This is a genomic window from Frigoribacterium sp. CFBP 8759 (genome assembly GCF_014841655.1).
GTDB lineage: Bacteria > Actinomycetota > Actinomycetes > Actinomycetales > Microbacteriaceae > Frigoribacterium.
In genome coordinates, this window is the sequence record NZ_JACYUH010000005.1 from 47108 (window position 1) to 61674 (window position 14567).

General features: G+C 73.3%; 14 protein-coding genes. 6 read left to right on the plus strand and 8 right to left on the minus strand.

The features are described 5' to 3' along the window. Positions 1-7: 7 nt before the first annotated feature. Genes IFT79_RS14905 through IFT79_RS14935 form a run of 7 tightly spaced genes read right to left on the minus strand, consistent with a single transcriptional unit; the run spans position 8 to position 5317 of the window. On the minus strand, positions 8-454 hold the full coding sequence (locus tag IFT79_RS14905) for a hypothetical protein (protein WP_157485207.1): 447 nt from the start codon (positions 452-454) through the stop codon (positions 8-10). Further along, positions 426-2822: a DNA/RNA non-specific endonuclease gene (locus tag IFT79_RS14910; RefSeq protein ID WP_192125075.1), complete on the minus strand. Its 2397-nt coding sequence runs from the start codon at positions 2820-2822 to the stop codon at positions 426-428. The genes IFT79_RS14905 and IFT79_RS14910 overlap by 29 nt, the downstream gene beginning before the upstream one ends. Beyond that, positions 2822-3178 (minus strand): DUF6507 family protein, encoded by a 357-nt coding sequence (locus IFT79_RS14915; protein WP_056044185.1) that lies wholly within the window; start codon positions 3176-3178, stop codon positions 2822-2824. The genes IFT79_RS14910 and IFT79_RS14915 overlap by 1 nt, the downstream gene beginning before the upstream one ends. Further along, a complete protein-coding gene (locus tag IFT79_RS14920; protein WP_157485206.1) occupies positions 3175-3549 on the minus strand; it encodes a hypothetical protein in 375 nt (124 codons plus the stop codon). Before IFT79_RS14920 ends, IFT79_RS14915 begins: the two co-directional genes overlap by 4 nt. 4 nt (positions 3550-3553) lie before the next feature. Then, on the minus strand, positions 3554-4645 hold the full coding sequence (locus IFT79_RS14925) for a DUF6177 family protein (RefSeq protein ID WP_192125077.1): 1092 nt from the start codon (positions 4643-4645) through the stop codon (positions 3554-3556). A gap of 9 nt (positions 4646-4654) precedes the next feature. Continuing rightward, positions 4655-4963 (minus strand): pore-forming ESAT-6 family protein, encoded by a 309-nt coding sequence (locus tag IFT79_RS14930; RefSeq protein WP_043595262.1) that lies wholly within the window; start codon positions 4961-4963, stop codon positions 4655-4657. A 12-nt stretch (positions 4964-4975) separates the two neighbouring features. After that, positions 4976-5317 carry a WXG100 family type VII secretion target gene (locus IFT79_RS14935; protein WP_307785006.1) on the minus strand — a complete coding sequence of 114 codons (342 nt, stop codon included), beginning with the start codon at positions 5315-5317 and terminating at the stop codon, positions 4976-4978. 356 nt (positions 5318-5673) lie between these two features. Between IFT79_RS14935 and IFT79_RS14940 the strand changes: the two genes are divergently transcribed. The 6 genes from IFT79_RS14940 to IFT79_RS14965 are packed head-to-tail and all read left to right on the plus strand — an operon-like array spanning position 5674 to position 13747. Then, the gene (locus tag IFT79_RS14940) at positions 5674-6597 is read left to right on the plus strand and encodes an RDD family protein (protein WP_192125079.1); all 924 of its coding nucleotides are present in this window, start codon (positions 5674-5676) and stop codon (positions 6595-6597) included. Further along, the gene (locus IFT79_RS14945) at positions 6594-6923 is read left to right on the plus strand and encodes a hypothetical protein (RefSeq protein ID WP_055975719.1); all 330 of its coding nucleotides are present in this window, start codon (positions 6594-6596) and stop codon (positions 6921-6923) included. The genes IFT79_RS14940 and IFT79_RS14945 overlap by 4 nt, the downstream gene beginning before the upstream one ends. Beyond that, entirely contained in the window at positions 6920-8242 is a 1323-nt protein-coding gene (locus IFT79_RS14950) for an EsaB/YukD family protein (RefSeq protein ID WP_192125081.1), read from the plus strand. Before IFT79_RS14945 ends, IFT79_RS14950 begins: the two co-directional genes overlap by 4 nt. Beyond that, a complete protein-coding gene (locus IFT79_RS14955; protein ID WP_056044176.1) occupies positions 8239-9225 on the plus strand; it encodes a hypothetical protein in 987 nt (328 codons plus the stop codon). The genes IFT79_RS14950 and IFT79_RS14955 overlap by 4 nt, the downstream gene beginning before the upstream one ends. After that, entirely contained in the window at positions 9222-13169 is a 3948-nt protein-coding gene (gene eccCa, locus IFT79_RS14960; protein ID WP_192125083.1) for a type VII secretion protein EccCa, read from the plus strand. Before IFT79_RS14955 ends, eccCa begins: the two co-directional genes overlap by 4 nt. Continuing rightward, positions 13166-13747 carry a hypothetical protein gene (locus IFT79_RS14965; RefSeq protein WP_173153985.1) on the plus strand — a complete coding sequence of 194 codons (582 nt, stop codon included), beginning with the start codon at positions 13166-13168 and terminating at the stop codon, positions 13745-13747. Before eccCa ends, IFT79_RS14965 begins: the two co-directional genes overlap by 4 nt. An 81-nt stretch (positions 13748-13828) precedes the next feature. On the opposite strand, the gene IFT79_RS14970 is transcribed toward IFT79_RS14965, so the two are convergent. Further along, positions 13829-14512 (minus strand): SOS response-associated peptidase, encoded by a 684-nt coding sequence (locus IFT79_RS14970; protein ID WP_192125085.1) that lies wholly within the window; start codon positions 14510-14512, stop codon positions 13829-13831. Positions 14513-14567 lie beyond the last annotated feature (55 nt).

Consider the following 14567-nt stretch of genomic DNA (forward strand, 5'->3'; position numbering starts at 1 on the left):
CACCAAGTCAACGAGCCAGCAGGTCTGCCAGCCATCGTGGTGTCGCGTCAGTCGATCGGGGATACGTCGCGTGATCGTCCACGAAAGCTTGATCGTCGATCCAGCTGTACGGAGGACGTTCGTCATAGTCGAAGGACGTGCTGAGCCTGCCGGCCGACGAGACCCTGAACTGTGCGCTGAACCACGTACCGGTCCCCGGGCGGAACATCACCCGACGAAGTTCTGACGCCGCGGCGCTCGCCGCATCGGTTTCGGGCGTAGAAGATTCATTACCCTGTGCGTCATAGAGCCCGACAGAGCCGACCCTTACGCCTCCCACTTCCGAGTAATCGAACTCCGCGCGTTCGATACCAGCGGGGATGAGCTCGTAGACGGCGAGACCAGCCCGCCGTAGTGCCTCTCGCTCGGCTTCGAGGCCCGACGCTTCAGGATCTGGCGTTGGGGAATTGGACATTGATCCACCTTCCGTTGTTGACCGCGTAGCGCACGTCTACCTGTCGAGGCACAGCTGAGGAGTCCTCGAACTGCGGCTTGACCTGCAGGCGCACATTTTCCGGGGACTCACCGGAGACCAGACGTTGCAAGGCTTTCTCGAGGTTACCGAAGGATTTGTCCGCTCCGCGGTTCACATCTTTGAGCATCGGCACGATGTTGATCTTCTCGCCGCCGCCGCCGAACATGTTGGCCAGGAGGTGGCCTCCCTCGTACCCGACACCGCCCTCCTTGCCGATGCGCTTCTGCACCGACTCGGACCGGTCGGCATCGCCGAGCTGGAGGTCGTCGAACTCGGCGAGCACCGTGCGGCTGGCATGGTCGGTGACGTAGACGTGCTTGCCACCGACGACGTAGGTCGTATCCGCGGCGGGCTGCATGAGGTCGTAGTTCAGGTTGCCCTTGCCGCCGTATTCGGTCTCGACGTGGACGATGCGACCTGTCGCGTCGGTCGAGAACACGCCCCGGCCGGGCACCGTGTACGCCGTGTCCGGGGCGAGGACCTGACCGTGGGCGAACGGCTTCTCCTTCGTCGGCAGGTCGGAGCCCGAGACCGTCACGTGGTGCTCGACGGTCGGCGTGGGGTGCGGCGTCGGACCGGTTCCCGGGGTGTCCGTTCGCGGACCGGGCGTCTTGTCCGGGCCGAGCAGGTCGAGGTCGTCGACCTCGGCACCGCGGCCACCGTCTGCTGGCCGGTCCGGGGTGGCGTCGCCACCGTCGACAGGGCCGTCCGCGCGACCTGCGTCGCTCGATCCGGCACCGTCGGCTCGCCCGGCATCGGACGCTCCGCCTCCGTCGCCACGTTCGAGCAGCGTCGTGCCGCCCGACCCGGGGTCGGCGGCGCGGGCGGCACCGGCAGCGGGGTCGGAGCCGGTGCCACCACCCGCGTGGGCGGACGCGTCGGCGTGCGTGGGGGACGCGGCACGCGCCTCCTCGGCTGCTCGACCGAGGTCGCCGTAGTCGGCGAAGTCCTCGAGCTTCGACAGCGAGCCGAAGTCGACCTCCTCGCCCGCCTTGAGGGCGCCGGTCAGGCCCTCGAACTCGACGTCGGTCATGCGGTCGAGCGCCGTCATCGTGTCGGACAGACCGTCGAGGTCGTCGAGTTTCGACAGGCCGCCGGCGTGGTCGCCGAACTCGGCGACGAGGTCCTCGACCCGCGACAGGCCCTTCGGCAGGTGCGACGCGTCCTCCGCCACCTCGGCCAGTCGACCGGTGAGGGTCGCCGCCCGGGCCGCGCCCGACCCGACCTTGAGGCCCGCTCCGACCTGGCCCGCACCCGGGATGAAGAACGAGGCGACGTTCGCCACCGCGAAGGTGCCGGCGGCGACCGGGTCCTCTTCCCACTGCTCGGGCGTGCCGACGATTCCGCCGACCATGCCGTCCATCGTCTGCTTGTAGTTGTCGCGGAGGCCGCGCAGCGATTCCGGTACGGCCGAGTCGGGCAGGTTCGCGAGGGCGGGCGCCACCGGGAAGGCCACCGTGATGGCGAGGGCGCCGAGACCGGTCAGCATGCCGGTCCACGCCTCGCCGGCGAACGACCAGTCGTGCTTCCAGCCGTTCGCGGCGTCGAAGCCGACGAGCGACACGGTGCCCTCGACGAAGCTGGTGCCGAACTCGACGAGTCCGTCGCCGACCGACTCCTGGCACGACCGCTCGCCCTTGCCCTGGGCACCCCACGGGTTGTCCTCGGCGAGGTCGAGCTGCTCACCCGTCACGGCGGTCTGCGGAGCCACGCAGAGGTCGTCACGCAGGGCGTTGACGCCGTTCTCGAACTCGACCCGGGCCGCGTCGATCTTCGCGATCTCGGCGTTGTACTGCGACTGCAGCTCGTTGTTGCGCTCGACCGACGGTGTGTGCTCGTTCCACGGGATGGTCGTCTCGCCCTGGCCCTCGGGCACGATCGGCACCCCGCCGCCGCTCATCTGGCTGGCCTGGAAGAGCGGGTTGTCGGGGTCGTAGAAGTCGAGGGTCACGCCGCCGGCCACCGACGCGCGGAAGGCGTTCGCCTCGGTCACGAGCTCTTTGATGCGCGCGACCGGTGCCGTGACCGACTCGGCGAGCGTCTCGAGGAGGTCGGCCACCGTCGAGAGCTTGCCGGCGACGGCCTCGGCGTCGGTGCGCACCGGGTCCATCGAGGCGAACAACTGCGGCCCCTCGGGTGCGGTGTACGACGCGGACAGCCCCGACCAGTCGGTCATCACGGCCTCGGCGTTCGTCGTGACCGCGGTCGACGTGGTCTTGTAGCCCGCCGCCGCCGACGCGATCGACTCGGGCACGATGTCGAGACCGTAGAACTCGGACGGTGCGATCAGCGACCCCTTCGTGGCCATCAGCGACCCCCCTCGAAGAAGCTGAGGTCGCCCGACTCGGCGGCCTGCACGGCGGCGGACTGCGTCTGCGCGGCCATCTCCTCGTCGCCGTTCACGTAGGCCAGCGTCGCGTCACCCGCCCCGGTCGCGCAGGCGAGGATGCGCGCGTTGATGCCCTGCACACGGTTCGTCTCGGACGAGATCAGGTCGACGACGGCCACGGCCGACGACACCAGGATGTCGCCGCCCACGCCGGCGTTCAACTCGGTCTGGGCCGTCTCGACGCCGGCGAAGGTGCCCGCGAACGTCTCGGCCGAGCCCTGCACCTTGGTGAGGACGGCCACCACGCCGTCGGGTTCGATGCTCCATGCGGTCATCGGTCGTCTCCTGTCGTCACGAGGGTGCCCTGCACGTCGTCGGCCAGGCGCCGGGCCAGCGCCTGGGTGAGCGGCCCGTCGAAGGGGCCGTAGGCCTCGGTCCACCAGCGGTCGGTGGCCGGGCCGTCGGTGGTTCGGTCCGTGGGCCGGTCGGGGGACGCCGGGTCGGTGACCGGCAGTCCCAGGCCGCGCCGCGCCTCCCGGGCGTCCTCGAGCTGCGTGCTGCGAAGCACGGCCAAGACCAGGCCGTCCTCCGACGCGATTTGTATGCCGCCGCCCTGCCAGAGGCGCCCGGCACCGAGGCCGCCGTCGACGGCCGCGGCCGCGGTCACGACCTCGACGGCCGTCACGGGCTCGGCGGAGAGGATCACGAACTCACGGGGCACGGCGCACCGCCGGGGGGAGGAGGGCGTCGGCGACGACACCCGGGCCGATCGCGTCGAGGGCCGCCGCGAAGCGCTGCCACCGGGTCGCGTCGGCACCGAACGGCACGACGAGCGAGGGGGTGCGGGCGTTGCCGGTCGTGGTCCCGCCGTGTTCGGCGGCGAAGGAGGTCGCGTCGAGCCCCAGGCGCCGCACGGCCCGCGCGCCGACCACCGCGGCGAGGGGCTGTGGCGTCGTCGGCCGGTAGGGCGTGATGGTCGCGTCGGCCGCGCCCCGCAGGCTCCACGCCGTCGCCAGCAGCACCTGCTGCTTCTCGGACAGGCTGCGGAGAGCCGAGGAGGCGCGGGTCGCGTCGTCGACGCCGGTCGCCTCGGGCAGCGCGAACAGCAGCCGGGTCTCCTCGGTCAGGCCGGTCTCGCTGCGGGCGATGCGGATCGTGCCGGTCCAGACCGTGCCGTCGGGCGCGGAGCCGGCGACGTGCACCCGGGAGTCCCGCGGCATGCGGGCCCGGGCCAGGGCCGTGATGCGACCGCGGTCCCAGACGGTGGCGGGGGGTTCGGAGGTGCCCCACACGGTGGGCGCGACGCCCGCGACGGCGGTGACCAGCGCCTCCGTCGTCGTGCCGGTCAGGGCCTCGGCCCTCGCCGCGTGGTGCACGGCCACGGAGAACTGCAGCCACGGGCGCGTGGTCTCGACCGCCGGCTGGGGCAGGAGGGCGAACTCGTCGGCGGGCGCGGTCGCCCGCGCCGATCCGTCGACCGGGTCGCCGAGGGGATCGAGCAGGGCCTCGTCGTACGACGCCACCCGGGCACCGCCGATGGCGTGGCGCAGGTGGCCGTCGGCGTCCCGCACCAGCCAGGCCCCGGCGACGAGGCGCAGGGCCTGGTAGAGCGCCCAGCTGAGCCGGGCGTCGTCGTGGGTCACGACGACGACGCGGACGCCGGCGCGGGTCGCGTCGGTGAGCAGGGCCTGCCGCCCCGAGGTCAGGCCGACGACGGGGGCGGTGCTGATCGTCGCGATCCACCCCGGCCCGTTCGCGTCGGCGAGCGGGTGGGGCAGGGTCGTCGCCCGTGAGTCGCTCACGGGCCGTGCCTAGATGCCGTCGACGGCGGCCTTGGCCCGCTGCATGGCGGTCTGGGCCGACTCGTCGTTCGACGCGAGCGACTGGCGGAGCGTGTTGATGATCGTGCGCACCTCGGTGGCGACGCGGTTCCAGCGCTGCTCCTTGCCCGCGTACTCCTCGCTGGAGCCGTCGGCCTGGTAGTCCGCCATGGCGGTCTTGACGTCGGAGTCGCGCTGCGTGATGAGCGCCTCGAGGCGGCTGGCGACGGCGTTGAAGTTGTCCTGGGCGTTGCCGGAGGCTCCGAGGTCGAAGTCGCGGCGGTCGGTTGCGTTGGCCATGGTCGTTCCCCCTTATGCGCGCGATCCGCCGAAGCGGGCGCTCTCGAATCCGGCACCGGACTGGGCCGAGGTGGTCTCGTCGGCGATCTGCTGCTCACCCTCGACGAAGGCACGGTTCTGGCCCGTGATGCCGGTCAGCACCGACGACAGGGCGGCGTTGAGCTCGACGGAGATGCCGTCGACCTCGCCCTTGAAGCGGTCGAAGGCGGCGCGGCCGGCTCCGTTGAAGCGGCCTTCGAGCGGCGCGGCCGCGTCGGCGAGCTGGCGGACGAGCGCGCCGAGGTCGTCGCCGGCCCCGCTCGTCTTCTGGCTCAGTTGCGTGAGGGTCTCGCTCCCCATGGCGAACTTCATCATGTCGTTCTCCCCTTGCTTCGATCTGATGGCGACCCGTCACGGGTCGACTCATGAGGAAATCACGATTCCGTCTCGATCGCCACCCGTCTGCGGGGTACATGTCGGGGGACCGAGGCGGGGGACGGGTGGGTGACGGCCCCGGAACGGGTGTCTCACCGGGGGACGTGGGGTCGGCTAGCCTGGGGCCGATCGTGCGCTCCGGGGACGCGGGCGGTCGCTCCTCGTCGGTCTCGACGACCTGGTCCGGCACCCCGCAGGCGAGAGGCGGAACCGTGGGCGCACTGGTCGGCGCGCGAAGCTGCGGACGCTGCGGACAACCGCTCGGTGCGGGCGCGACCTGGTGCTTCTGGTGCGGTGTGCGGATCGTCTCGGCGGCGACCGGCAGCGCCATCGGCACCTACTCGGGACTGCTCGCGGGCGTGCAGACGGCGACCCCGTCGCGGCGTCGCGGTGCGGTCGCCATCGACTGGGGCGTGCCCCTCGTCCTGTTCGGCGTCCTCGTCGTCGGTGTGGCCACGGGCGCCTCGTCCGCCACGGCCGGCGCGGCGCTCGTCCCCGTGCCCGTCGAGATCGCGGTGGTGGTGGTCGCCCTGGTCTTCGTGCTGCTCGACGTGGTGCTCTACGTGCGCGGAGGGCGCTCGGTAGGCCGGTTGGTCCTGTCCCTGCGCACGGTGGACGACCTGACCGGTCGCCCGCCGGCCGTGCTGAGGGTCGACCGCCGCGGGCGCTTCAGCATCCGTCGTCAGGCGGTGACGGTCGACCTGCGGCGTGGCCGGGACCCCATGACGTCGTCGCCCCCGCTCGTGCAGAGGCCCGCCCTGCCCGCCGCGGCCTCCGCCCCGCTGCCGCCTCACCCGACCGACCCGCTCGACGCCGCGGGACGACCCGACGAGAACACCTTCGGGCGCACGGGCCAGGGCCGACCCACGACCACCGCGCCGTCGATCGTCCTCGAGCTCGACAGCGGCGAACGCCTCGACCTCGAGTCCACCCTGCTGATCGGCCGCGCCCCGGTCAACCGCGAGGGCGAGGAGCACCCGGTCTTCGCCTGGGCGGACCTCGCCCGCAGCCTCACCAAGACCCACGCCCTCTTCGCGTGGGAGGGGGCCGTGCTGTGGGTGACCGACCTCGGGTCGACGAACGGGTCCTCGCTCGTCGCGCCCGACGGGACGCGGCAGCCGCTCGTGGCGGGCCTGCGCGGGCCGGCCGCACCGGGATACGTCGTCGAGCTCGGCGAACGGACCCTCACCGTCCAACCGTCCGGGGTGGTGGACGCATGAGCGGGGACCGCGACGTCGTCCTGCTCGAGACCGTCAAGACGCACCGCGCCCGCCTGGTCTCGGCCCTCCTGTTCGGCGAACTCGACGAGCGTCGGCTCGTCAACGACAACGTCCGTCGGCTGATCGTCAGCCTGGTCATCGCGGCGGTCGCCTGCGCGGGCTGCGCCGGCACGTCCTTCGTGCTCTCGGTGCTGGCCGACCAGCGCGCGACCCAGTCGCAGACCACCGGAGGGTCAGGAGGCGCGGTGCCGGTCACCGGCTCGCCGTCGCCCTCTCCCGCGTCGACCGACGTCCCCGACCCCACCCCCACGACGGAGCCCCGATGACCGACTACACCCGGCTGACCATCGTCGGCACGGCGCGCAAGGCCGAGATGGTCGTGCCCGCCGACGAGCCGATCGGTGGTCTGATCCCGCGCCTGATGGAGCTCCTCGACGAGCGTCCCGGTGCCGTGTCGCGCCCGCTGACCCTCGTCCGCTCGACGGGGGAGCAGCTCGACACCTCTCTGTCGGTCGCCGAACAGCGCATCGTCGACGGCGAGCTGCTGCGGTTGCTGCGCGAGGACGCCGCGCCCCCGCCGCCCGAGGTCGCGGACGTCACCGACGTGCTGGCCGAGTCGCTCGCCAGCCGCCCGGGCCTCTGGACGCGACGGTCGCGCACGGCGACGGCGGCCGTCGCGATCGGCCTGCTCTCGCTGGCCCTCTCGACGGTGCTGGCCAGGGCGTCCGACGTCGAGCCCGTCGGCACGCTCGCGATCGTCTACGGGTTCGCCGTCGTGGTCGCCCTCGTGTCCGGCCGGTTCGGCGGCCGCTGGCTCGCCGTCGCCGCGACCTCGGTCGCCCTCGGCTGTGCGGCCCCCCTGGCGGTCGTGCTCGGAGCCGTCCCGGCCCTCGAGCTGCCGCCGGTCGACGTGGCGCTCGCCGTGATCGTGCTCGCCTGGGTCGCGCTGGCGCTCGGCGCGGGCGCCGGTCTCGGCTCCCGGTCGGCCTGGTGGGGCGGCGTCCTCGGCGTCGTGCTCGGGGCCGTGCCGATCGTGCTGCGGTCCCTCGGCGTCCAGGACGCGGGGGCCGTGGGCGTCGGCGCCGTGCTCGCCGTCGTCGTCTGCGGCCTGCTGCCCTGGTTCGCCATGAGTGCCTCCGGCCTGACCGGTCTCGACGACCAGGTGGTCGACGGACGTCGGGGTCGCCGTGACGAGGTGTTGCTGACGGTCGGCGACGCCTACCGCACCCTGACCTGGTCGACCTTCGCGGTGGCGGGGCCCGTGGCCGTCACGGCCGTCTCGTCCGTCGGGTCGGCCGATCTCTGGCAGGTCGGTCTCGGGGTCGCCGTGGTGCTCGTCGTCGCGGCCCGCACCCGGGCCCTGCCGATCGCCGCCCAGGGCTGGGTGCTCTGGGCCGCCGCCCTGATCGGCCTGCTCGGCGGTCTGCTCGTGCAGCCGCTCGCTCCCGGGTGGCTCGTGGTCGTCCTGTTCGCGGCCGGGGTCGTGGTCGCGGTCGTGGCCGGCGGCGTCGACCCGGTCGCCCACCAACGCGCCTCGCTGCGCCGCGTGGGCAACGCCGTCGAGGCCCTCGGCGTCGTGGCCCTGCTCCCCGTCCTGCTCGGGGTGTTCGGCGTCTACGCCGACCTGCTCGGGGCCTTCTCGTGAGCGCCTTCGACGCGTTCGTCCGGTCGGCGCCGCTGGCCCTGCTCGGCAGCGTGAGCGCCCGGGTGCACGAGGTGACGACGGTCGACGAGATCGTCCGGCGCCCGCTCCCGGTGTCGCGCCGCATCGGCTTCGTGCAGGCACGGGGCGGAGCCGGGGCGAGCTCGACCGCCGGCTACGTCGCCGCCCTGCTCGCCCGTCGCCGCCCCGGGCTCGTCCTCGGCGTGGACGCGTCGCGCGGCCCCCGCGGCATGCTGTGGCAGGCCGGCGCGCCGGTCGGTTCGAGCGCGGCACCGAGCTCGCGGAGGCGCACGGCACGCCGGTCGGTCGACGCCGTCGACGGTCTGCCCCGCACGCCCTCGGGCCTCTACGCCCTCTCGCTCGACCCCCGGGGCGAGTCCCGTGCCGTGGCCGCCGCGGCGGGCTGGTTCGACGAGGTCACCCCGATCAGCCGCTTCTTCGACCTGGTCGTGACCGACTGGGGAGTGCGCGACTGGCGTGCCGACCTCACCGACGTGGTGTCGGCCAGCCGGACGGTCTGCATCGTGGCCCGCGCCGACCGCCACGCCGCCGAGGAGGCCGCTGCCCTCGTGCCCGCGATCAAGGACCACCCCGACCGGCCCGACGTGGTCATCGCCCTGGTCGACGTCGGCGACGCCGGTCGCGCGGCCCCCGTCACGGTCGGCGACGACCCCACCGTGCCCGTCGTGCGCGTGCCCTACGACGCGGCCCGTTCCGGCGGTCGGCCGGTGTCGAGCGCCGCACTGGGCACGCGCACCCGCATCGCCTACGCCCGCCTCGCCGCCGCCCTGCTGCCCCTCGACGCCGCGTCGGTCCCGAGGGGCGCCCCGCCCGTCGGGGATCCCGGCCCGGCCCCGTCGGCGGCCGATCCCGGCCCGTCGGAACGTCGCCCCTCGGAACGCCGCCAGGCCCGCGGGCGGGACGCCCGCCCGGCGATCGCCGACGACCAGGAGGCCCGACGATGACCGTCAAGCTCGTCCACCGGCCCACGCGCATCACGCGACCCGTCCAGCCCGCCGAGCACGAGGACATCACCCCACCACCCCAGCTGGCCGACGGCAAGGTCGGCGGCGTGCCCGTGCAGGCCCTGCTCCCCGTCGTGGGCGCCCTCTCGAGCGTCGTGATGATCGTCGTCTACCGCGGCAGTTCGAACCCGCTCTTCCTGCTGGTCGGCGCCGTGCTGCTCATCGTCGCCCTGGTCGGTGGCCTCGCGGTCACCCTCAGCCAGAGGGGCAACGCGGCGCGGCAGCGGCGCCTGCAGCGCGAGCGCTACCTCGACTTCCTCGAGCGGCTGCGCTCGCGGATGCGCACGAAGGCCCGGGCCGTCCGGGCGACGGCGGCCGTGCTCGACCCCGAACCCGCCGCCCTGCTCGAGCTGGTGCGCGACCCCGCGCGACTCTGGGAACGCCGCCGCCAGCACGACGACTTCCTCTCGGTGCGGATCGGCGAGGGCGACCTGACCTGGTTCCCGATGTCCGTCCCCGAGGACCCGAACCCCGTGCAGCCGTTCGACCCGATCATGGCCAGCGAGGCCGAGTCCGTGGTCGAGCACCTCTCGACCGTCCGGGGCATGCCCATCACGGTCGACCTCGACCGCGCCGGGTCGGTCGCCGTGCTGGGCGACCGCGAGTCCGCGCTGCGGGTCGCCCGCTCGATGATCCTGCAGCTCGCCGCCCTGCACTCGCCCGACGACGTGCACCTGGCCGCGGCGTTCCCCGAGAGCGCGGCCGACGACTGGCGCGGCTTCGACCTCGTCCCGCACGCCGTGGACGACTCGCTCTACGACGGACCGGTGCCGGCGCGACGGGTCGCGACCAGCGCCTCCTCGTTGCTCTCGGTCATCGGCGGCGAACTCGGCGACCGGGCGCAAGAGGCCGCCACGACGAAGCGCTCGATCGGCACCACGGCGCGCACCGAGGGATCGCGCCTCGTCGTCTTCGTCGACGACTGGGGGCACGTCGCCTCGAGCATCCCGGTGCCCGACGCCGACCTCTCGCTGACCGACCTCGGCGTGACCACCGTCCACCTGCTGAGCGACCGCCTGCACGAGCCGTCCGACGTCACGCTGCGCATCACCGTCGAGGGCGACGAGGCGGTCGTGACGGACGCCCGCGTCGAGGACGACGGCCAGGTCCGCGTGCAGACCGCGACGATCGACGCCACGACCCCGCAGCTGTTCGAGGCCGTCGCCCGCACGCTCACCCCCCTCCGGCTCAGCCTGAGCAGGCAGGACGAGGTCGACTCGGCCCAGGCCGTCGAGATCACCGACCTGCTCGGGATCGACGACGTGACGACGCTGACGCCGGCGACCGCGTGGACGCCGCGCTCGCCGCGGGACTTCCTGCGCGTGCCGATCGGCATCGACGACTTCGGTGCGCCGGTCCTGCTCGACCTCAAGGAGTCCGCGCAGCTCGGCATGGGCCCGCACGGCATCTGCATCGGCGCGACCGGTTCGGGCAAGAGCGAGCTGCTGCGCACGCTCGTGCTCGGCCTCGCCCTGTCGCACTCGCCCGACGATCTCAGCATGGTCCTCGTCGACTACAAAGGAGGCGCGGCATTCGCTCCGTTCGCGGGGTTGCCGCACGTCGCCGGGCTGATCGACAACCTGGCCGACGACGCGCAGCTCACCGAACGTGCCCGCGTCAGCATCCAGGGCGAGGTCGTCCGGCGTCAGGAGCAGCTGCGCGACGCCGGGGGCGCGTCGTCCATCAGCCACTACCGCGAGATGCGCGTCGGTCGCCCGGAGCTGCCGCCGATGCCGCACCTGTTCGTCGTCATCGACGAGTTCGGCGAGCTGCTCACGGCGGAGCCCGAGTTCGTCGACCTGCTGCTCACCATCGGTCGGATCGGGCGGTCGATCGGCGTGCACCTGCTGCTCTCGAGCCAGCGCATCGAGGCGGGCAAGCTGCGGGGCCTCGACACCTACCTCTCGTACCGGATCGGCTTGCGGACCTTCTCCGAGGCCGAGAGCTCGATCGTGCTCGACCGGCCGGACGCGTTCCACCTCCCCGCGGTCCCGGGGTTCGGCTTCCTCAAGGTCGACACCTCGGTGTACCGGAGGTTCCGCGCGGGCTACGTGTCGGGCCCCCTGCCGACGGAGGCCGCCCGCTCGCTGGCGGGCGACGACGTGCGGCCGACCGCGCTCCTGCTGCCGACCTTCAACGGCATCGCGGGCGGCGACGACGACCGTGGCGAGGACGAGCTCTCGCGGCCCGACGTCGGTCGCGCCGTCATCGACGAGGCCGTCGACCGCCTGATGGGCGGTGGCACCGACGTCGACCCCGTCTGGTTGCCGCCCCTGCCCGACCGGCTCGCGCTCTCACGGGTGGTCGGAGCGGACCAGGCCGGCGGCCTGCGGGTGCCGATGGGACTGCTCGACGACCCGGCGCGGCAGCGACAGGACCCGTGGCTGCTCGACCTCGCCCGGGCCGGTGGGCACGTCGCCGTGATCGGGGCGCCGCAGACCGGACGCAGCACGTTCCTCCGCACCCTCGTCGCCTCGCTGGCCCTGACGCACACCCCGCAGGAGGTCGGCATCTACGGCATGGACCTCACGGGCGGGGGGCTCGGCCGGATCGAGGGGTTCCCGCACGTCGGTGGCGTGGCCACGCGGGCGAGCAAGGACCGCCTCCTGCGCCTGCTCGAAGAACTGGCGGCCATGCTGACGACCCGGGAGCGCGTGTTCCGCGACCACGGCATCGACTCGCTGGCCATGCTGCGTCGGTTGCACGCCGCGGGCGAGGTGCCCGAGCTGATCTCGGCCGACGTGGTCCTCGTCGTCGACGGCACCGGTCAGCTGCGCGGGGACTTCGCCGAGCTCGAGACGGCGTTCGGCGACCTGCTGCTGCGCGGCGGCAGCTACGGCCTGCACGTCGTGCTCGGGATGACGCGGTGGAACGAACTGCGGATGGCGCAGCAACCGCTGGTCGGCACCCGGGTCGAGTTGCACCTGAACGATCCCGCGGACTCGGTGATCGGTCGCAAGCTGGCCCAGACCATCCGGGCCGACCAGGCCGGTCGGGCCCTGACCGACGACAACCTGTTCGCGCAGGTGGCGCTGCCGGTGCTGGACGACACGGACGACGACGAGGTCGGCGACGCCCTCGAGGCCCTCGCCCGCCGGTCGGCGTCGAGCTGGAACGGCCCCGCGGCGGCACCGATCCGCCTCCTGCCCACCGAGCTCTCGCCGGACGAGCTGCCCGACGCGCTGGACGAGCCCGAGGCGATCCCGTTCGGCCTGCGGCAGGACACGATGCAGCCGGTCGCCCTCGATCCGGGTGCCGACCAGCACCTGCTCGTGTTCGGCGACTCGAAGGCCGGCAAGTCGACCCTGCTGCGCGGACTGGTGCGCGGCTTCGTCGACCGGGCGACCCCGGACGAGCTCGTCGTGGCCCTGATGGACCTCCGCGGCGACCTGGTCGCCGAGGTGCCCGACGACTACCTCGGCGGTCATGCCTCGACCAGCACGGACGCCCGCGCGCTCGCCGTCGCCGTGGCCGACGAGCTCGCCAAGCGCCAGGCCGGCGACCGCGACTCCGGTCCGCGCATCGTGGTGGTGATCGACGACTACGACATCGTCGCCTCGGGGGGCACCGAGCCCCTCAAGCCGCTGCTGCCCTTCCTGCCCTCGGCCCGCGACCTCCGGCTGCACGTGTTGATCAGCAGGCCGGTCGCCGGCTCGGCGCGGGCGCTCTACGACCCGGCGCTGCAGACGCTGCGCGACACGGGTGGGTCGTCGTTCATCATGTCGGGCGAACGCAGCGAGGGACCGATCGTGCCGCAGGTCTACGCCGAGCAGATGACCGCCGGTCGAGGCCGCCTGGTCCGTCGCGGCCAGGCGCCGCGCATCGTCCAGGTGGCCCGGTTCGAGGCCGACGGACGAGCCGACGTCGCCGGAGCGGGCTCGTGACCGGCCGGACGGTCGTCGTCGCGGGCGTCGCCGGGGGCGTCGGGACCACGACGGTCACGGCCCTGCTCTTCACCCAGCTCTCGGGGGAGTCGGTGCCCCGGCTGATCGACCACTCGGGCGGGGACCTCGGGACCCGGCTGACCGGGGGCGACGACGCGCCGCGGGTCGACCACGAGCTGACCCTGCACGACCTCGGCGCCCACGCCGACGGCGCACTCCTCGACCTGCTCGACGACACGAGCGTCTTCGGGGTCGTCGTGGCCCCGACGACCCCGGTCGGCTTCGCCGACGCCCAACGGGTCCTCGCCCGCATCCGCGAGCGGCACGGGGTCGGCGGCCTGCGCCGGGTGATGCTCGTGGTCGTCGGCGTCTTCGGCGAGCACCGGACCACGCGCTCGAGCGAGGCGCTGCAGAACGAGTTCGGCCGTCGCTCGCTCGTCGTCGTCCCGCGCGACCCCGCCCTCGCGGCGGGCGGGCGCGTTCCGCTCAACCGGCTGACGCGGGAGTCCCGACGGGCCCAGGGCGAACTCGTGTCGTACCTGCGCGAACGCCTGGCGAGCCACCGCGACGCGCGCTGAGGCGCCGAGCCGCGCCTCCGGAAGGGACGCGAGCCGCGCCTCCGGACGGGACGCGAGCCGTGCCTCCTCGTCCGAGGGGCGTCAGCGCAGGGGCTCGACGAGGTGAGGGCCGTTGTTGCGGACGTTGTTCGCGTCGCGGCTCACCTCGTGCTGCACGAGGTCGTGGGCGACCTCGAACGAGTCCCGGTCGAGCAGCGAGAGCAGCTCGTCGGCGTCGAGGCCGTCGCCCAGCCAGTCGTCGTACGAGTCGGGGGTGAGGCAGGCCGGCATCCGGTCGTGCACCTCGCCCGGTGCCACGTGGGCGTCGCGCGTGATGATCGTCGTCGAGAGCACCCAACGGTCGGGGTCGTCCTCGTCCTTCGCGGGATCGGGCCACGCGGTGACGAGGCCGGCCATGGCGAGCCCGGCGTCGGGCTGGTGCACGTAGTGCGGCTGCTTGCCGGTCTCGGTCACGACCCACTCGTAGTACCCCTGTGCGGGCACGATGCACCGGCTGGTCGCGAACGCCCGGCGGAACATGCCGCTGGTCGCCACGGTCTCGATGCGGGCGTTGATCGGCTGCGGACGCTTCTTCAGGTCGGGGTACCACGACGGCACGAACCCCCACCGGGCACCGGGCAGCTGCCTCTCGCCGTGCCGCTCCCGGACGACCGGCACGACGGTCGTCGGCGCGACGTTGAAGTCGTCGGGCAGGGGCCCCAGGCCGTCGAGCAGGCTCGGCAGCAGATCGGACGTGGCCCGGGCAACGACGTAGCGACCGCACATGCCGACAGTCTGCTCTTCCGCGGAGGGGTGTGACGGTGGTTCACTGTGCCCGTGG